Below are 16,456 nucleotides of genomic sequence, written 5' to 3'. Positions count from 1 at the left end.
CGCTTGGTCCAACGCGACAGCGGCACCGCACCGGCGCGCGATCCGGCGCGCCGCGCCAGAACGTGCTCAGGAGCCGCGCGCCTCGCGGGACCTACGCTGGAGGCATGTCCGCAGTTGAAGATTTCACGCGTTTCCCGATCGACGAGACCTCGAGGGCGAGGCTCGCCGAATCCGGCCTGCGCTACGAGACGCTGGAGGCGAGCGACGTGGCTGGCTTCGCGGCCTGGGCGCGGGCGGACCTGCGCGGGTTCCTCGCCGCAGAGCCCAGCGAGAAGTACCTCGAGGGCATGCGGGCATCGCTCGGCTACCGGCGCACGACTGGCGTCTGGGACGATTCCGCTCCCCAAGCGGATGAGCCCGTCGCGACCACGAGCTCGTGGCCGGCCGAGCTCACACTGCCCGGCTGCACCCAGCTTCGGGTGTGGGCCATCAGCTCGGTCACCGTCTCGCAGGCGCGCCGCAGGCGGGGGATCGCCAGGAACCTGCTCGAAGGCGAGCTGCGCACGGCGGCTGCGCTCGGCATCCCGCTCGCGGCGCTCACCGTCTCCGAGTCGACGATCTACGGGCGCTTCGGGTTCGGGCCCGCGACCTTCGCGTCGAATCTCAGCATCGACACCCGTCGTGTGCGATGGAGCGGCCCCACGCCGAGCGGCCGCGTCGACGACGTGACCCGCGAGCAGTGGGCGGGTCAGATCGCGGGCCTCTTCGACAGCGTCCGCACGTCGACGGTCGGCGAGATCGAGGGCTGGGACGGCATGTGGCCGCGCCTGGCAGGTACCGTGCACGACGAGGAGGGCGAGGGCAAGAAGCTTCGAGCCGTCACCTACACCTCGGAGTCCGGCGAGCTGCAGGGGGCGGCGCTCTTCAAGTACGAGGGCGGCGACCACGACTACGCGAGCCACACGCTCAGCGTCGAGTTCCTCCGCACGGTGAGCGACGACGCGTACGCGGCACTCTGGCGCTTCTTCCTCGAAGCCGACCTCGTCTCCACCGTCAAGGCGGAGCACGTCGCCGTCGACGAGCCGGTCAGGTGGATGCTCGGCGACCAGCGGGCGGCGACCGTCACGACGACGGATCACCAGTGGCTGCGCATCCTCGACGCCAAGGCGGCGCTCGAGGCCAGAAGCTACGCGTCGCCAGGAGTGCTCGGCCTCGAGGTCGAGGATGCGCTCGGATTCGCGGACGGGGCGTTCCTCCTCACGGTCGCCTCGGACGGGGTCGGACGCGTCGAAGCGGTCGAGCGCCTCCCGGAGGAGGTGCCCGCCGTGCGCCTGCGCGTGGATGCTCTCTCGTCGCTCCTGCTCGGTGGGGTCGCGCCCGCCGCGCTTCGCGCAGCGGGTGTGCTCAGCGAGCTCACGGAGGGGGCGAGCGCTCAGGCCGCGCGCCTGCTGCGGGTCTCGCCGGAACCTGCTCCCGGCATCTGGTATTGAGCCGAGCCGCCTGGCGCTCCGCCGGCGGTGAACATCGCCAGCTTCCCCCGGTGACGCGCAACTAGAATCTGCGGCATGGCATCTGGATTCTGGGGGCGCGCTCGCCGCGCGAAGCAAGCGCAGCAGGCCGAGATCGACGCTCACGATAAGGACCTGGCGATGAAGGCGGGAGTCGCGCTCGTCGACGCCGACGAGCGCATCCGCCTCATGAACGACGAGCTGTCGTTCGCGGAGGCGGAGCTCGGCTCCGGTGCCACGCAGGATCTGAAGGACACGCTCGTCAACGTGCGGAAGTACATGGGCGAGGCCTTCCATCTGAACCAGCTCAACGTCGACGACATCCCGGACACGCCAGAGGAGCTGCGCACCAGGAACGCGCGCATCGTGCAGATCTGCGAGTGGGCGATGGGCCTGCTCGAGGAGAAGTCGTCGGTGCTCGAGGAGGCCGTCGCGGTGGTTCGCCAGACACCGGCCGTGCTCGAGGGCGTCAAGCGCGACTCGGAGCGCCTTCGTGCCCGCATCCCTGACGCGCAGGCCAGCATCGATCGGCTGGCGCTCCGGTACTCGGATGCCGCACTCCATCAGGTCGGCGACAACCCGGCTGAGGCGGCGCAGCTGCTCACCTTCGCCGAGCACAGCGCCGACGTGTCGCTGCGCCGACGCGAGGCTGGGCAGAACGAGCAGTCCCGGCTCGCGCTCGAGGCGGCGACGGAGGCCGTGCGTCGGGTGCACACGCTGCTGGATGCCGTGGAGAACTACGAGATCGAGGCGCTTCGTGCCGAGTCGACGCTCGCAGCGGTCATCGCCGACTCCCGCGGCGACCTCGTCGCGGCGCGCGACGTGCCGCGCAGTCGCGAGGTCGAGGAGGCCGCCGAGCGGCTCACCGATGCGCTCGCCTCGCTTCCTCCGGCGGGGGAGCGCACTGACCCGTTCGCGTCGCTCTCGCGACTCCGAGCTGCGAACACGGCGCTCGACGAGGCGGTTGCGAAGGCAAGAGATCGAGCGGCGCGCCCCATCCCGTCGCAGACGCAGGTTGCGACGGCGATCGACGACGCGGACCGGCAGATCGCGGTCGCGAACGATGTGATCTCCGGACACCGAGGGTGGATCGGCTCCGCGCCGCGCACGCGCCTGGCTGAGGCCGAGCGCATCCGGAACGAGCTCGTCAGCTATCGAGGCGGGGAGGATGAGCGTGAGCAGGCCCTCGCCCTGGCACGGCGCGCGGGGTCGCTGGCGAGTGAGGCGCTGCAGCTCGCGCAGCGCGACATCGACCAGTCGCGCCCGCAACAGCAGCAGGGGTACGACGAGTGGGGGCAGCCGCGCGGTGGCGGATACCAGGGTGGCTACGGCGGTCGCGGTGGTCGGCGTGGCGGCGACATGGGCGACGTCGTCGGCGGTGTCCTCGGCGGCCTGATGATCGGCGGACTGCTCGATGGCATGTTCGACTAGCGAGACCGCGAGGGTCTCCGTGCCCGGACGCTACTTGGCGGAGCGGACCGAGAGCAGCTCGTACCCCTCCGGCACCATGGACTCGATCTTCGACTTCGCCTCCTCGTAGGAGTCGGCTTCCGCCTCGATCGTCTCGCTCGCGACGGGACGGATGACTGCAATGACCTTGACCATCCGCTGATCATAAGGCGGGCGGCAACCGCTTTCGGGCAGGACGCGACTCCCGCTAGCCCGAGTCGGCGTCGCGGAGGATGCGCTGCGTCGCTCTCGCCCGCCACGCCTCCTCCAGAACCTCGGCGAGTCTCACCGCGGTCACCGCCTCGAGCCGCACGAGCACGCTCGGATGCCCGTCGTAGTGCGGGGTGGTGAAGAACTCCTCCGGCTCGCCCTGCAGGAGCGCGTCGCGCTCGCCCAGGTCCGCGCGCCAGCAGACGAGCACACCCGGCTGTTCGTGGAGGCGCGCGAACATCTTCCGCCCGACGTAGAACGCGGGAGTGCCGTAGGCGGTGCGCTCCTGCGTCTCGGGGAGCTCCAGCGCCATCCGTCGAACGTCGTCTTCGCTGATCATGGCCCCATCGTGCCACCGCTGCGATCTCGCGGCCAGGGGTGGGCGTGCGACGCGTGCACGGGGGTAGCCGGTCGGCGCGCCCGGCGGGGGAATAGCTCGAGTCCGCGACGTGCTGGACCAGGTATGAAGGCAATCGTCTACGCATCCACCGGCCCGTCCGACGTCCTCACCCTGGTCGAGCGCGAGGTCGCGCAACCGGGTTCCGGGGAGGTGCGGGTCAGAGTCGTCGCCTCCGGCGTGAACCCGACGGACTGGAAGGCTCGCGAAGGAGGCGGAGCCGGAAGCGCGCTCGGCTTCGACGAGGTCGTCCCGAACCAGGACGGCGCCGGGGTCGTGGATGCGCTGGGCGAGGGGGTCACGGGCCTGACGGTCGGCGACCGCGTCTGGCTGTACCTCGCGGCGCACCAGCGTCCGACCGGAACCGCGCAGGAGTTCACGGTGCTGCCCGCCGACCGCGTCGTCGCCCTCCCGGATGGCATCGACTTCGATGTGGCTGCGAGCCTCGGCGTACCGGCCATGACGGCGCACCGGGCACTGACCGTGCACGAGCACGGGCCCGCACGCCTCTCGCCCGAGGCGCTCGCTGGCCGCACCGTGCTCGTGCACGGTGGTGCCGGCGCGGTCGGTCACGCGGCGATCCAGCTCTCGGCGTGGGCAGGCGCGACGGTCATCACCTCGGTCAGCAGTGACGAGAAGGAGGCACTGGCCCGTGCTGCCGGGGCGCACCACGTGGTTCGCTACCCCGACCCCGCGCTCGCCGAGCGCATCCAGGAACTCGCTCCGAACGGCGTCGACCACATCGTGGAGGTCTCGCCGACGCAGAACGCGGCGCTCGACGTCGAGGTCGTCGCCAACCACGGCAGCATCGCCTACTACGCGAACAACAACGGGGACGACTTCACGGTGCCCATCATCGCGAGCTTCGCGAAGAACGTCCGCTGGCAGGGCTTGCTGCTCTACACGGTGGGGCCGGATGCGCTGCACGCGGCCGCCGAGGACGTGACGGCGGCGCTGATCGACGGCGCGCTGCCCGTGGGGGAATCGGCAGGTCTGCCCATCACGTGGTTCCCGCTGGAGGACACCGCGGCGGCGCACGACGCGGTCGAGGGTGGCGCGGTCGGGAAGGTGCTGATCCGCGTGGCCGCCGACGCCTAGCAGTTCGATGTGCATCGTCCGTATTCGCAGGGCGCGTGCGGTACACGGGACTCCGAAGTTCATGTTCGTTCACTGAGCTGACTACAGTCGTCACCAGGCTCCCCGGCTTTCTGTTGCTGATGCACATGCCTGAGGAGAACCTCGATGAACTCACCCGTCTCACGTCGATCGGTCCTAGCCGGTGCCGCTGCCGCCGCTGGACTCGCCGTCGCAACGTCGGTCGCGGGCGCCGCGCCCGTCGCGGCCAGACCGCTGCCAGGCGGAACACCCCACCCGGATGGCCGGTACCGCCTCCTTGTCCCGGGGCTCTACAAGGCGCCCCCAACGGTCGCCGATCACGTCCCGGTGCTCGTGATCGGGTCCGGCTTCGGCGCGAGCGTGGCGGCGCTGAGGTTGGCGCAGGCGGGGGAATCGGTCGCGATGCTCGAACGCGGCTCGCGCTGGCCGCGCGACAACTGGCGCCAGATTTTCTCGGATGACGCGATTCCAGATGGTCGCGCGCAATGGTTCCGCACCTCCTTCACCGGCGTCAGCGGCACTCCCTCGTACTTCGACCGCTTCGGCGGCGTCCTCGATGTCACCGACTATGCGGGCATCTCGGTGTGGCGCGGAGCGGCTGTCGGGGGAGGCTCCGTCGTCTTCACGGGCGCACTCGTACAACCCGAGCAGCGATTCTTCGACCACGTCTTCAACGGTGCCGTTCCTTACGAAGAGATGAACTCCGTCTACTACCCGAGAGCCCTCGCGATGCTGCGTGGCAGCACCATGCCGGATGACGTGTACCAGAGCGCACCGTTCGGGCATTCGCGCCGATGGGACAGTGACGTCGCCAAGGCCGGCTACACCTCGCAGCGAATCAAGTCGATCTTCTCCTGGGACGTCGTTCGCAAGGAGCTCCGGTTCCAGAGCCGCCGCTCGGCCGTGCGAGGTGAGAGCAACTATGGCAACTCCAACGGAGCGAAGTACGACCTCACGCAGAACTACCTGGCGCAGGCTGAGGCGACCGGGCGAGTCACCATCCACTTCCGCCACGTCGTCCAAGCGATCGGCCAGCAGGCAGACGGTCGCTATTGGCTGAGGATCGACCTCATCGAGCCGAACGGCGCGGTGGTCTTGTCGAAGACGATCACGTGCGACAGGCTCTTCCTCGGGGCGGGCTCCGTCGGCACATCCGAACTGCTCGTCCGTGCCCGCGCAGACGGATCCCTGCCGAACCTCAACGAGCATGTCGGCGAGGGCTGGGGCAGCAACGGCGACGCGGCGGTCACACGAAGCTTCCAGCTGTCCAGCGGATTCGTGCAAGGCGCCCCGTCCGCGTCCAGAATCCTGGACGAGTCGGGAATGCCGGTCACGCTCGAGAACTGGTACGTGCCCGGCCTGCCTACCAACCTCGGCATCATCGGCTCGCTCGGCATGACACTCGACGACACCCGAGCGGCGTTCCGCTACGACGCTGCGACCGACAACGTCGTCCTCGACTGGCCGAAGACCGGCAACGACGAGAGCGTCAAGGCGCTCCGTGCCGTGAACAACCGCATCGTCTCAGCGGCGGGCGGCGTGGCGGGCTTCCCGCTCCTGGCTCCCGACGTCAACGCATCCTTCACCGCGCATCCGCTGGGCGGGGCGGTGCTGGGCAAGGCGACCGACTCGTATGGGCGCGTTGCGGGGCACGCGGGGCTGTACGTTGTCGATGCTGCCGCCATCCCAGGGTCGACGGGCACGGTGAACCCCTCGCTCACCATCACTGCCCTCGCCGAACGGGCCATCGAGCGCATCATCGCGGATGGGAGCTGATCGCGCCGCCTGCTACTCGCCCACGCTTCCGTCGATGGCCTGGCGAAGCAGATCGGCGTGCCCGTTGTGCCGCGAGTACTCCTCCACCATGTGGATGAGGATCCACCGCAGCCGCGGGATGCGCCCGTCCGAGAAGCCGCTCGCCGCGGGGTGCTCGAGGCCGCCGAGCTGGAAGGCGCGCTCGGCCGCGGCTCGTGACCGCGACACGGCGGCCTCCCACGCTGCGAGGAGCTCGGAGGGCTCGCTGTCTCGCGCGGTGTCCCATTCCCAGTCGGGCGTGGCCTTCCAGTCGATCGAGGCCCACGGTTCGCGCGGCTCCTCCCCGAGGAGGACGACGCCGAACCAGTCGTCCGCGACGTACGTGAGGTGCTTGACGAGGCCACCGAGGGTCATGGTGCTGGGTGGCAGCGTCTTCGCAAGGTCATCCGCGGTGGGTCCTGACACCTTCCAGGCGAGTGTGGCCCGGTGGAAGTCGAGGAAGCCGTTCAACGTCGACCACTCATCCTCACCGAGCGGCGGCTCCGGGCGATGCTGCTCGTCGAAGATCGTCGTCATGGTCCGATCCTACGGACCAACTCGTGCCGGCACGGGATAGCGACCGCTGCGATGCACCGAAGAACTGGTGCCCCTGGAGGGACTCGAACCCCCAACCGTTTGCTTAGGACGCAACTGCTCTTCCATTGAGCTACAGAGGCTGGCGCGACAATGCTACCGGTGCTCGCGGACTTCCGCGCGCACCGCGCGTCCCTGCAGTCTGGGAGCAGCCGCAAGTTCATCGGGAGCAGGTCAGGTACCGCCGCACGGCATCGACCCCGAGTCGCGTGAAAACGAGGCCAAGCTCGACGCAACCCACGCGCGCCTCCACCCCCCGACCGGCCGAGACACTTACAGTGTCACGCGTGTGGGGTCTGTTTCGTAAACGAGGTTCAGAGCCGGGCGACGCGAAGAGCGACGATCACGGCTCCGGCAAGGGTGCGCCCACAAACAATGAGACGGAGCCGATTCCCGACCTGAGTCCGGTGCGGGAACGCCTCGAGCGCGAGCGTGCCGAGCGCGAGGGCGACCGCGAAGACCGCGACGACGGCCAGTCCCTCGACCTCGGACGCGACCACGAAGACGGGGTGCGCGCACGAAACGCCGACGGTCCGAGTCTCACTCGCGGCCGCTCCTGGGTTGCGGATGCGGTAGCTCACGAACGCAAGACCCACCCGGTGCCATCCGCGGACGAGCAGGCGCTCACCGCGCTGGACCTCGAACGCGCCGAGCAGGCGCGGGCGCTCGAAGCGGCCGTCGACGCGGCCCAGGACGCCTGGCTGCACGAGCTCGCGCAACTCGGCGGACCATCCCCGCTCCTCGACTTCGCCGACGAGCCGGGCACGTCCGTCGAGCTCACCAGCGCGCACCCCGGGGGGATCGCGCCATTCGCCGCGGGCAAGACCGTGCTGCTGTCGGCGCTCGTGCGCGAGAACTCCTCGTTCCGTGGCGCTCGGGACGCCGCCGACCTCATCGCGCAGAAGGGCACCGAGCTGCTCGCCGGCCGCGGCATGAGCACGATTCAGCTCGCTACGGGCTTCGCCGAGTGGACGCAGGACGGGAAGCACTTCCGCGCGCCCATCCTCACCCGCACGGTCGACCTGCGCCGCGCGGGTCGCGACTACGAGTTCACGCTCAAGGGCCCGAGTCGCGTGAACGCCTCCCTCGTGCGCCACCTCGCGCAGCACTTCGGCGTGCGTCTCCCAGTGGCCGAGGTCCTCGAGCTCGCGAAGTCCAACGACGCCTTCCTGCCGCAGCAGGTCTTCGACCGCATGCGAGCGCTCGGCGCGTCCATTCCGCAGTTCACGGTCTCGGCTCGCGCGGTCATCTCGAGCTTCGGCGAGGTGGCGAGCGCCATGCTCCGCGACACGAACGAGCTCACCCACCCGGTGCTTCGCGCCCTCGCGGGCGACGAGGAGGCACGCCGCCAGGTCGCCGCGCCGCGGCCCGCCACGCAGCGACCCAGCCCGGACCGTCGTGACCCGGTCGGGGACCGGTTCCTGCTGGACGCGGACACCGAGCAGGAGCGCGTCGTCGACGCGATCGCGGCCGGCAACTCAGCCGTCATCAACACGATGCCGGGCACCGGCCTCACGCAGACCGTCATCAACGCGCTCGGTCTGCTCGTCTCCGACGGCAAGCGCGTCCTCGTCGTCACGCCACGCTCAGCGAGCATCCGCGCCATCAGGGCTCGCCTCAAGAGCGTGGGACTCGAGGGCCTCGCCGTGACGCCTCGAACCCTCCGCCGGGACGCCATCGCATCCATCTCGCGCAACGAGAAGGCCCGCAAGCCCGCGATGCACGAGCTCGACGACGCCCTCGTCCGTCTGCGCCACGTGCTCGCCGACTACCGGGACGCACTCGTGCACCCTGACCCGGCACTCGGCGTCTCCGCGCTCGACGCCCTCGAAGAACTCTCCCGCCTCGAACTGCGAGAGCACCCACCCATCACGACGGCGCGCCTCGACCGCGACGCCATCGAGGCGATCGCCACGGGCCGCGACGCCATCGCACGTCAGCTTCGCGCCGCCGGGGAGCTCGGCCAGTTCAAGTACGGCCCGGACGACTCGCCCTGGTACGGCGTCTCGTTCGAGTCGACCGACGAAGCGAACCGGGCGCAAGAGGCCGCGGTCGAGCTCGACGCGGGAGTGCTGGTCGAGGTCATCGACCGGGCGCAGGAGCTCGTCGGCCGAACCCGGATGCGCCCCGCCGAGACCTACGGCGAGCTGGGCATCTACCTCCGACTGCTGCTCGACCTGCGCGAGACGCTCGACCGGTTCCGCCCGGCGGTCTTCGACCACTCGCTGACGGACGTCATCCACGCCACGAACCCCAAGCGGGAGGGCAGCGACCTGACGTCCGCGCGCCGCCGCCAGCTGCGGCAGCTCGCGAAGGACTACGTGCGGCCCGGCGTCGTCGTGGAGGACCTCCACGAGTCGCTCAAGCTGGCCCAGCGCCAGCGCATCCTCTGGCACCGCTACGTCACCGATGGCTCAACCCCCACCGTCCCCACCGGCATCTCCGACGTCAGGAAGTTCCACCGCGAGGTCGCCGAGAAGCTGCGCCTCCTCGACGAGCCGCTCGTCGACGCCGGTGCCGTCTCGCTGAGCGAGCTGCCGCTTGCCGACCTCCCGGCCCGCATCACGGAGCTCGCGGCCGACAGCGAGGTGCTGCACAACATCGTCGAGCGCCTCACCATCATCGAGCGCCTCGAGAACCTCGGCCTCACCCCGCTGCTCGAAGACCTCTCCGAGCGTCACGTCGAGGCGGATGCGCTCGGCGACGAGCTCGAGCTGGCCTGGTGGCAGTCGGTGCTGGAGGACCTCCTCGACCGCGACAAGGCCCTCCTCAACGCCAACACCCGCGTCGTGACGCGACTCGAGAGCGACTTCAGGGTCGTCGACCAGGCGCACACCGATCACTCGGCCGCGCAGCTCGCCTGGCAGCTCGCCGAGGCGTGGAAGGTCGCGATCGTCGACTACAGCGAGCAGGCGGATGCGTTGCGGCAGCTGCTGCGACGCCCCGGCGTGCCCTCCACGAAGCTCGCCCTCGAAGCGGGCGACGTCTCGAAGAGCATCGCTCAGCTGTGGCTCACGACTCCGTACGATGTGCCGCTGGTCAGCGAGCGCATCCACTTCGACACCGTCGTCCTGGTGGATGCGGGAACGATGTCGATCGCCGAGAGCATCGGGGCGATCCGTCGAGGCGACCAGGTCGTCGCGTTCGGAGACCCCGTCACCCAGTACCCGACGCCGTTCACGGTCGCCGTGACCCGGCCCTCGGCCGACAGCACGGACACGTGGGGCCTGCGGCACACCGACCAGGTCGGCGAGTCCGTGTACTCGCGGCTCGCCGAGTTCCTGCCGGAGCATGCGCTCACGCGCAGCTACCGCGCGGGCGGCGAGGACCTCGCTGAACTCGTCAACCGGCGCTTCTACAAGGGTCGCATCCGCTCCATGCCCTGGGCCGGAACGTTGCTCGGACACTCGAGCCTCAGCTTCTCGTTCGTGGAGAACGGAACGGGGCTTCCCGACCCGATAACCGGTGGCGTCGAATCGACGGACGCCGAGGTGAGCCGCGTCGTCGAGCTCGTCGTCGACCACGCCGTGCACCGCCCCCGCGAATCGCTCATGGTCGTCACCGCGTCAGCCCTGCACGCCCGCCGAGTCGAGCAGGCCGTCTACTCGGCGGCTTCCCGACGGAGCGACATCGCCGAGTTCTTCACGGCAGCCCGCGGCGAGCCGTTCACCGTCACGACGATCGAGCTGGCCACCGCCCAGTCGCGCGACCGCGTGATCTTCTCGATCGGCTTCGGCCGAACGCCGCACGGCCGCGTCCTCGCGAACTTCGGAGTGCTCGGCACGGAGCTCGGCGAGCGTGCGCTTGCCGTCGCCATGACGCGTGCCCGCCGGTCTCTCGTGGTCGTCTCCTGCATCCGGCCCGGCGAGCTCGACCCGTCGCGCATGTCGCGGGGCGTCCTCGGCCTGGCGCAGATCCTCGGTGAAGCCGACCCGGACGCCGCCAAGTCAGGCGCGCCCGCTGGCACCCCCGCACCGTCTGAGTCCACGGCGGGAGAATCCGTGCCCGACGAGGAGGGTGACGGCGAGGCACGCGACGTCGAGGCGCCTCCCATGCTGCTCGACCTCGCGAACCGACTCGAGTCCTTCGGCATGACCGTCGAGCTCTTCCACCGCGGACGCATCCCGCTGGCCGCCGCCTACCGCGGCCGGGCGATCGCGATCGACACGGACGGCCTCGACCTGCGCATCGCCGGCTCTGCGGATGCGACGCTGCGCGAGACGCTGCGCCTCCGCCCAGAACTCCTCAAGCGCCTCGGCTGGTACTACCTCCGCGTGCACTCCTTCGAGCTGTTCGCGCACCCGGAGGCCGTCGCGCGTCGCATCGGCAAGGCCCTCAAGGTGCCGCTGCCCGCTGAGTCGGCCGGGATCGCGGCTGGCTCGATGCAGGGAGAGCTGGGGGAGCTGACGTCAGGCCGGTCGAAGACGGATGCGGGCGCCGCGGCAAGCGCGAGCCTCGCGTCGGTCACGTTGCCGGATGGCAATCAGCAGATCGCGATCGCTCGCCCGGGCGAGCCCGGCGGTGCGAGCTGAGCGTGACCCACTCGAACGACCAGGACGAGACGGCAGGAACTCGCATCGGGCGCAAGCCGCGCCGCCGCGTGACGACGACGCCGCCGCCCGGCAGCGACCCAGCACCACAGTCGGCTGACGGCAGGCGCGAGCCCGCCGTGCTCGCCGGCGAGGACTCTCCGAGCGCCTGGGGTGACACCGACGTGCGCTACGCGGACGACCGTGCTGCGAGCCCCAGGGGGCCGAACGACGACCGGCTGCGCGCCGACAAGCCACCGCACTATGGCTGAGCGGGCCATCGAACCGAACGACCCCAACGTGCCTGGTTCGGATCCCGAGCATCCCACCACCGGGCAGACCCCCGTCATCTCGAGCGTGGATGGGCCCAGGCCTCCGATCCCCGCAGAGATCTGGGTGCTGCTCGTCGCCACGTTCTTCATCGCGATCGGCTTCGCGCTCATCGTGCCGGTGCTGCCGCAGTACGCCCTGAGCTTCGGGGTCGGTGCGACGCTGGTCTCGGTTGTCGTGAGCGCGTTCGCGTTCATGAGGCTCGTGTTCGCCCCCGGTGCGGGCGCCCTCATCAACAAGCTGGGGGAGCGGCGCATCTACGTCGCGGGACTTCTTATCGTGGCGGCGTCGACGGCCGCCGTGGCGTTCGCTCAGGACTACTGGCAGCTGCTCGTCTTCCGGGGGCTCGGCGGCGTCGGGTCCGTGATGTTCACGATCTCCGCCGCCGGCATGATCGCCCGCTACTCGCCGCCGCAGATCCGCGGGCGCATCTCGGCCCTCTGGGGCGGCATCTTCCTCGTCGGCAACATCGCCGGCCCCGCGGTCGGCGGGGCGCTCGCGCAGTTCGGCATCGGCGTGCCGTTCCTCGTCTACTCGGGCACCCTCGTCATCGCCGCGGCCATCGTCGGGGTCATGATGGGGCGCGCGCATCGCGTCACCGCGAGGAAGGCGGCCGAGGAGGCCGGACTGCACGACGCCGGCGACGACCGTGCCCCCGGCATGAGGAAGCTCGAGCCGAAGTCCCTGCGCGAGGCGCTCCAGGACTCCGCCTATCGTGCCTCGCTCGTGTTCGGCTTCGCGAACGGATGGGCGAACTTCGGGGTGCGGACGGCGATCCTTCCGCTGTTCGTCGCGACCAGCATCAGCCAGGAGCCCTGGGTGATCGGGGTCGTCATCGCCGTCGGCGCGGTCGGCAACGTCGTCTCGCTGCAGTATGCGGGGCGGAAGACGGACCGTGTCGGGCGTCGCCCGTTCATCCTCATCGGCCTCGGCGTCTCGGCGGTGGCGATGTTCGCGACGGCGTTCGCCAGCGATATCGTCACGATGCTCGCGCTGAGCTTCGTACTCGGACTGGGCTCGGGGCTCGCGGCCCCGGCGGAGCAGGCCGTGATCTCCGACATCATCGGCTATGGACGCAGCGGCGGCCAGGTGCTCTCCACGTACCAGATGACGCAGGACGGCGGGAGCATCCTCGGGCCGATCGTGGCCGGCGTCATCGCCGACCTCTTCGGGTTCACCTGGGCGATCATCGTCTCGTCGCTGATGCTCGCCATCGCGTGTCTCTCCTGGGTGTGGGGCCGCGAGACGTTCCGTTCGTCCTGATCGGCCGATCGATCGCCTGCCCCTGAGACGGTGCGGAGACGCAGGAACGCCGCCGGGGTGACCGGCGGCGTTCCTGCGCAGCGCTTCAGACTGCGAGACTGCGGTGGTGTGGCGCTTCTTACCTAGGCGCGCGTCTCGGGGCCTTCGCCCTGGAGCTTCGCGGGCGACTCCTGCTGCGCCTTGAGGAGGTCGCGGATCTCCTCGAGGATGTCCTTCTCGGTGACGGCGGCCTCGACGGCGGGCTTCGGCTTGCCGTGGATGAGGCGGTAGCTCATGTCGTTGAGCTTGTTGATCGGCACGATGATCGCGAAGTACACGACCGCGGCGATCAGGACGAACTGGATGATCGCGGCGATGACCGCGCCGAAGCCGATCTGAGCCCCGGCGATGTTGACGGTCGCGGCTGCGATGTCGTCAGCCTGGAAGATGGTGGCGATGATCGGGTTGAAGATGCCATCGACGATGGCGGTGACGATGCCGGTGAACGCGGCACCGATGATGACGGCGACGGCAAGCTCGATGACGTTGCCACGCATGATGAATTCGCGGAATCCCTTCACGGGTCCCCTTTCGTCTTGTACTCGCGTACGGAGAGGTCGTCAGTTCAGGAAGAAGCTGAAGTGCTGCTGCTGGATGCCGCAGCTGGTGCCGGGTCCTTCTTGGCGGGTGCGGGCTTCGACTCCGAGGTGGCTCCCGAGGAGGAAGCGGAGCCGGAGCTCTTCTTGGCGCTGGCCGCGGAGTCGGTCCGGTAGAAGCCGGATCCCTTGAAGGAGACACCGACGGCACCGAAGACCTTGCGCAGCTTGCCTCCGCACGCGTCGCAGACCGTGAGGCTTGCGTCGGCGAACCCCTGCTGGATGTCGAAGGCGTTGTCACATTCGGTGCAACGGTAGGAATAGGTAGGCATAATCTCGCTTTCGGGGACCAGGACAGCATAAACGCGCTGGAAGGCCCGCGGGGTAATGCGTCAGAAACGTCTGATCCCGGAGGGCGTGACGACGCCATCCACCCGTTCGTCGTGCACCTCTCGGGGGACGGCGCCGACGAGTTCGTCGTCGAAGACCACGGCGAAGATGGGCGGCCTGTCGGCCATCGAGCCGAGCGTCCGGTCGTAGTAGCCGCGCCCCCAGCCCATCCGGTAGCCCTCCAGGTCGATGGATGCGGCGGGCACGATGAGCAGGTCCGCGTCGCCGAGCGCGATGGGCCCGAGGAGCTCGCCGATGGCTTCGGGGAAGCCGAGTTCGTGCGCGTGCTCCGACTCGCCGTCGGAGACGACCCAGTCGAGGAGTCCGTCTTCACGTGTGACGGGGAGCAGCACGGTGATGCCCGCCTCGCTTGCCCAGCTGAGGAACGGTCTCGTGCTCGGCTCGAACTCGCCGGAGAGGTAGCAGGAGATGCGGGTCGCGCCGTGGGCGACGACGAGCTCTCGCAGGTGGTGCGAGAGGTGTTCGGCGTGCTCCGAGAGCTGCAGCTCTCCGTGACTGCGTCGTCGCTGTCGGATCTCCGCGCGGAGGGCGCGCTTCTCGGTCTTCGCGTCGGTCGCCATGACAGGGAGCCTAGCGAAACGCCCTGGAGTCGCTTGTGCAGAACTGGGGCGGGAACCCGCAGATGTGCCCCAACCCGCGCGCCTTCGGCCCTCCGTTTCTCCAGAGCACGCGGGGGCCATACGATACGGCCTATGTCCTCGCGCATCACAAAGGCCGTTATTCCTGCTGCGGGTCTCGGGACGAGGTTCCTGCCCGCGACGAAAGCCATACCGAAGGAGATGCTGCCGGTGGTCGACCGGCCGGCGATCCAGTACGTGGTCGAGGAAGCAGTCGACGCGGGGCTGACCGACGTGCTCATGATCACCGGACGCAACAAGACGACCCTCGAGAACCACTTCGATCGGGTCGCCGAGATCGAGGCGCTGCTCGAGGCGCGGGGCGAGACGGAGAAGCTCGCGAGGGTGCGGGCCGCGACGAATCTCGCCGACGTGCACTATCTGCGTCAGGGGGACCCGCTCGGGCTTGGGCACGCGGTGCTGCGCGCGCGTCAGCACGTCGGTGACGAGGCGTTCGCTGTGCTGCTCGGTGACGACATCATGGCGGGTGGCGGTTCGCTGCTCACGCGCATGGTCCGGGTCCACGAGGCGACGGGCGCGAGCGTCGTCGCCCTGCAGGAGGTCGACCCGGCCATGATCTCCTCCTATGGTGTCGTCGCCTACGATGCGGCCTCGAGCGTCGCGGAGGGTGTGCCTGGCGCCGGTCCGGACACGATTCAGATCACGGGTCTCGTCGAGAAGCCGTCTCTCGAGGACGCCCCCTCGAACTTCGCGGTCATCGGCCGGTACCTGCTGCGCCCCGAGGTCTTCGCCGTGCTCGAGCAGACGAAGCCGGGCGCCGGGGGAGAGATCCAGCTCACCGACGCCCTCCAGGTGCTCGCCGCGAACCGCGAGGAGCTCGGCGGTGTCGTGGGCGTGGTCTACCGCGAGCGTCGCTTCGACACGGGCAACAAGCTCGACTACATCAAGGCGATCGTCGAGCTCGCCATCGACGACCCCAAGCTGGGGCCGGCGCTCAGCCCGTGGCTGCAGCAGTTCGCGAGGTCGCTCGCAGAGTAGACTCCGCTTCCTATGAGCGCTTCCGTTCCCACGCTGACGCACGGCCCGGTGTCGCTGCGTCCCATCAGGGTCAGGGATGCGCGTGAGCTCGAGTCCGTCCTGCTCGCGAACCGCGAGTGGCTGCAGCCGTGGGAGGCGACGAGCCCGGGTGGTGGCGGTCGCTGGGACGTGCGCGGCGGCATCCGTTCTCTGCTGTCCCAGGCCTCGGCGCACACCGCCCTGCCGTTCGTGATCACGTACGAGGGTCGATTCGCCGGCCAGCTCACGGTGTCGGGCATCAGCTACGGCGCTCTCTCCTCGGCGACGCTCGGCTACTGGGTCGCCCGCGACTTCGCGGGGAAGGGGCTCGCGACGATCGCGACGGCGATGGCCACCGACCACTGCCTGCAGGGGCTCGGGCTGCACCGCATGGAGGTGTGCATCAGGCCGGAAAACGCGAAGTCTCTGCGGGTTGTCGAGAAGCTGGGCTTCCGATACGAAGGATTGCGCCGTCGGTACATCCATATCGACGGCGACTGGCGCGACCACTTCTGCTTCGCCGTCGTGCGCGAGGAGGTGCCGCAGGGCGTGTTGCGACGGTGGCGCGAGGGTGGCGCTGACGAGCGCGAGGCGCAGGTGCCCGAGGCTGATTGGGAGCGGACGTCGCAGCCTCTTCGCTGAGGTTCCGCCCGCGCGTCGCAAGAAGTTCCGATTCCCGAATCTGACACTCCGCAGCAATCGGCGG

The 16,456-nt window shown here is 69.5% G+C and carries 16 protein-coding genes and 1 tRNA gene; 9 read left to right on the top strand and 8 right to left on the bottom strand.

Translation table 11 applies throughout. The annotated features are described in order from the left end of the window. Nucleotides 1-104: 104 nt before the first annotated feature. Both C5C17_RS13140 and C5C17_RS13135 read left to right on the top strand, forming a co-directional pair. Complete coding sequence (locus C5C17_RS13140) at nucleotides 105-1,430, top strand: GNAT family N-acetyltransferase (RefSeq protein WP_181028594.1); 1,326 nt, start codon at nucleotides 105-107, stop codon at nucleotides 1,428-1,430. Nucleotides 1,431-1,505: 75 nt separating this feature from the next. Further along, nucleotides 1,506-2,879: a hypothetical protein gene (locus tag C5C17_RS13135; protein ID WP_104253789.1), complete on the top strand. Its 1,374-nt coding sequence runs from the start codon at nucleotides 1,506-1,508 to the stop codon at nucleotides 2,877-2,879. A 30-nt stretch (nucleotides 2,880-2,909) separates the two neighbouring features. Here the strand turns inward: C5C17_RS13135 and C5C17_RS18655 are convergent, their stop codons facing one another. Together C5C17_RS18655 and C5C17_RS13130 are read right to left on the bottom strand one after the other, a co-directional pair. Next, nucleotides 2,910-3,053 (bottom strand): hypothetical protein, encoded by a 144-nt coding sequence (locus tag C5C17_RS18655; protein WP_181028593.1) that lies wholly within the window; start codon nucleotides 3,051-3,053, stop codon nucleotides 2,910-2,912. A gap of 52 nt (nucleotides 3,054-3,105) precedes the next feature. Continuing rightward, a complete protein-coding gene (locus tag C5C17_RS13130; RefSeq protein ID WP_104253788.1) occupies nucleotides 3,106-3,447 on the bottom strand; it encodes an MmcQ/YjbR family DNA-binding protein in 342 nt (113 codons plus the stop codon). Nucleotides 3,448-3,570: 123 nt separating this feature from the next. Between C5C17_RS13130 and C5C17_RS13125 the strand changes: the two genes are divergently transcribed. Continuing rightward, a complete protein-coding gene (locus C5C17_RS13125) occupies nucleotides 3,571-4,602 on the top strand; it encodes an NADPH:quinone reductase (RefSeq protein ID WP_104253787.1) in 1,032 nt (343 codons plus the stop codon). 144 nt (nucleotides 4,603-4,746) lie between these two features. Then, nucleotides 4,747-6,396, top strand: coding sequence for a GMC oxidoreductase (locus tag C5C17_RS13120; protein ID WP_104253786.1), 1,650 nt, complete (start codon nucleotides 4,747-4,749; stop codon nucleotides 6,394-6,396). 12 nt (nucleotides 6,397-6,408) lie between these two features. Here the strand turns inward: C5C17_RS13120 and C5C17_RS13115 are convergent, their stop codons facing one another. The 3 genes from C5C17_RS13115 to C5C17_RS13105 form a co-directional block, all read right to left on the bottom strand. Further along, nucleotides 6,409-6,951 carry a DinB family protein gene (locus tag C5C17_RS13115; RefSeq protein WP_104253785.1) on the bottom strand — a complete coding sequence of 181 codons (543 nt, stop codon included), beginning with the start codon at nucleotides 6,949-6,951 and terminating at the stop codon, nucleotides 6,409-6,411. Between the two features lie 65 nt (nucleotides 6,952-7,016). Continuing rightward, a tRNA-Arg gene (locus tag C5C17_RS13110) sits at nucleotides 7,017-7,091 on the bottom strand. A 231-nt stretch (nucleotides 7,092-7,322) separates the two neighbouring features. Then, on the bottom strand, nucleotides 7,323-7,604 hold the full coding sequence (locus tag C5C17_RS13105; protein ID WP_104253784.1) for a hypothetical protein: 282 nt from the start codon (nucleotides 7,602-7,604) through the stop codon (nucleotides 7,323-7,325). A 3-nt stretch (nucleotides 7,605-7,607) separates the two neighbouring features. On the opposite strand from C5C17_RS13105, the gene C5C17_RS13100 reads away from it, so the two are divergent. From C5C17_RS13100 to C5C17_RS13090, 3 genes are read left to right on the top strand one after another with little or no spacing between them, the layout of a single operon-like run. Continuing rightward, nucleotides 7,608-11,540, top strand: coding sequence for an ATP-binding protein (locus C5C17_RS13100; RefSeq protein WP_104253783.1), 3,933 nt, complete (start codon nucleotides 7,608-7,610; stop codon nucleotides 11,538-11,540). A 2-nt stretch (nucleotides 11,541-11,542) separates the two neighbouring features. Beyond that, nucleotides 11,543-11,809, top strand: coding sequence for a hypothetical protein (locus C5C17_RS13095; protein ID WP_258066200.1), 267 nt, complete (start codon nucleotides 11,543-11,545; stop codon nucleotides 11,807-11,809). Further along, the gene (locus C5C17_RS13090; RefSeq protein WP_104253782.1) at nucleotides 11,802-13,130 is read left to right on the top strand and encodes an MFS transporter; all 1,329 of its coding nucleotides are present in this window, start codon (nucleotides 11,802-11,804) and stop codon (nucleotides 13,128-13,130) included. The genes C5C17_RS13095 and C5C17_RS13090 overlap by 8 nt, the downstream gene beginning before the upstream one ends. A 122-nt stretch (nucleotides 13,131-13,252) precedes the next feature. Here the strand turns inward: C5C17_RS13090 and mscL are convergent, their stop codons facing one another. Genes mscL through C5C17_RS13075 form a run of 3 tightly spaced genes read right to left on the bottom strand, consistent with a single transcriptional unit; the run spans nucleotide 13,253 to nucleotide 14,676 of the window. After that, entirely contained in the window at nucleotides 13,253-13,690 is a 438-nt protein-coding gene (gene mscL, locus C5C17_RS13085; RefSeq protein ID WP_104253781.1) for a large conductance mechanosensitive channel protein MscL, read from the bottom strand. Between the two features lie 44 nt (nucleotides 13,691-13,734). After that, nucleotides 13,735-14,037 (bottom strand): FmdB family zinc ribbon protein, encoded by a 303-nt coding sequence (locus C5C17_RS13080; RefSeq protein WP_104253780.1) that lies wholly within the window; start codon nucleotides 14,035-14,037, stop codon nucleotides 13,735-13,737. Nucleotides 14,038-14,097: 60 nt separating this feature from the next. Continuing rightward, on the bottom strand, nucleotides 14,098-14,676 hold the full coding sequence (locus tag C5C17_RS13075; RefSeq protein ID WP_104253779.1) for a 5-formyltetrahydrofolate cyclo-ligase: 579 nt from the start codon (nucleotides 14,674-14,676) through the stop codon (nucleotides 14,098-14,100). A 132-nt stretch (nucleotides 14,677-14,808) separates the two neighbouring features. Between C5C17_RS13075 and C5C17_RS13070 the strand changes: the two genes are divergently transcribed. After that, on the top strand, nucleotides 14,809-15,732 hold the full coding sequence (locus tag C5C17_RS13070) for a UTP--glucose-1-phosphate uridylyltransferase (protein WP_104253778.1): 924 nt from the start codon (nucleotides 14,809-14,811) through the stop codon (nucleotides 15,730-15,732). Between the two features lie 12 nt (nucleotides 15,733-15,744). Beyond that, nucleotides 15,745-16,392, top strand: coding sequence for a GNAT family N-acetyltransferase (locus tag C5C17_RS13065; RefSeq protein ID WP_104253777.1), 648 nt, complete (start codon nucleotides 15,745-15,747; stop codon nucleotides 16,390-16,392). Nucleotides 16,393-16,456 lie beyond the last annotated feature (64 nt).

The sequence above is a fragment of the Pseudoclavibacter sp. RFBA6 genome (assembly GCF_002931575.1).
In the GTDB taxonomy this organism is placed as follows: Bacteria; Actinomycetota; Actinomycetes; order Actinomycetales; family Microbacteriaceae; genus Pseudoclavibacter; species Pseudoclavibacter terrae.
Note: the sequence above shows the minus strand (reverse complement) of the source record. Positions and strands in the feature narration are given on the sequence as shown.

What these genes read in the sequence shown, in the direction of transcription:
- C5C17_RS13140 (WP_181028594.1), top strand. Translation starts at nt 105, where the DNA reads ATGTCCGCAGTTGAAGATTTCACGCGTTTCCCGATCGACGAGACCTCG.
- C5C17_RS13135 (WP_104253789.1), top strand. Translation starts at nt 1,506, where the DNA reads ATGGCATCTGGATTCTGGGGGCGCGCTCGCCGCGCGAAGCAAGCGCAG.
- C5C17_RS18655 (WP_181028593.1), bottom strand. Translation starts at nt 3,053, where the DNA reads ATGGTCAAGGTCATTGCAGTCATCCGTCCCGTCGCGAGCGAGACGATC.
- C5C17_RS13130 (WP_104253788.1), bottom strand. Translation starts at nt 3,447, where the DNA reads ATGATCAGCGAAGACGACGTTCGACGGATGGCGCTGGAGCTCCCCGAG.
- C5C17_RS13125 (WP_104253787.1), top strand. Translation starts at nt 3,571, where the DNA reads ATGAAGGCAATCGTCTACGCATCCACCGGCCCGTCCGACGTCCTCACC.
- C5C17_RS13120 (WP_104253786.1), top strand. Translation starts at nt 4,747, where the DNA reads ATGAACTCACCCGTCTCACGTCGATCGGTCCTAGCCGGTGCCGCTGCC.
- C5C17_RS13115 (WP_104253785.1), bottom strand. Translation starts at nt 6,951, where the DNA reads ATGACGACGATCTTCGACGAGCAGCATCGCCCGGAGCCGCCGCTCGGT.
- C5C17_RS13090 (WP_104253782.1), top strand. Translation starts at nt 11,802, where the DNA reads ATGGCTGAGCGGGCCATCGAACCGAACGACCCCAACGTGCCTGGTTCG.
- C5C17_RS13080 (WP_104253780.1), bottom strand. Translation starts at nt 14,037, where the DNA reads ATGCCTACCTATTCCTACCGTTGCACCGAATGTGACAACGCCTTCGAC.
- C5C17_RS13075 (WP_104253779.1), bottom strand. Translation starts at nt 14,676, where the DNA reads ATGGCGACCGACGCGAAGACCGAGAAGCGCGCCCTCCGCGCGGAGATC.
- C5C17_RS13070 (WP_104253778.1), top strand. Translation starts at nt 14,809, where the DNA reads ATGTCCTCGCGCATCACAAAGGCCGTTATTCCTGCTGCGGGTCTCGGG.
- C5C17_RS13065 (WP_104253777.1), top strand. Translation starts at nt 15,745, where the DNA reads ATGAGCGCTTCCGTTCCCACGCTGACGCACGGCCCGGTGTCGCTGCGT.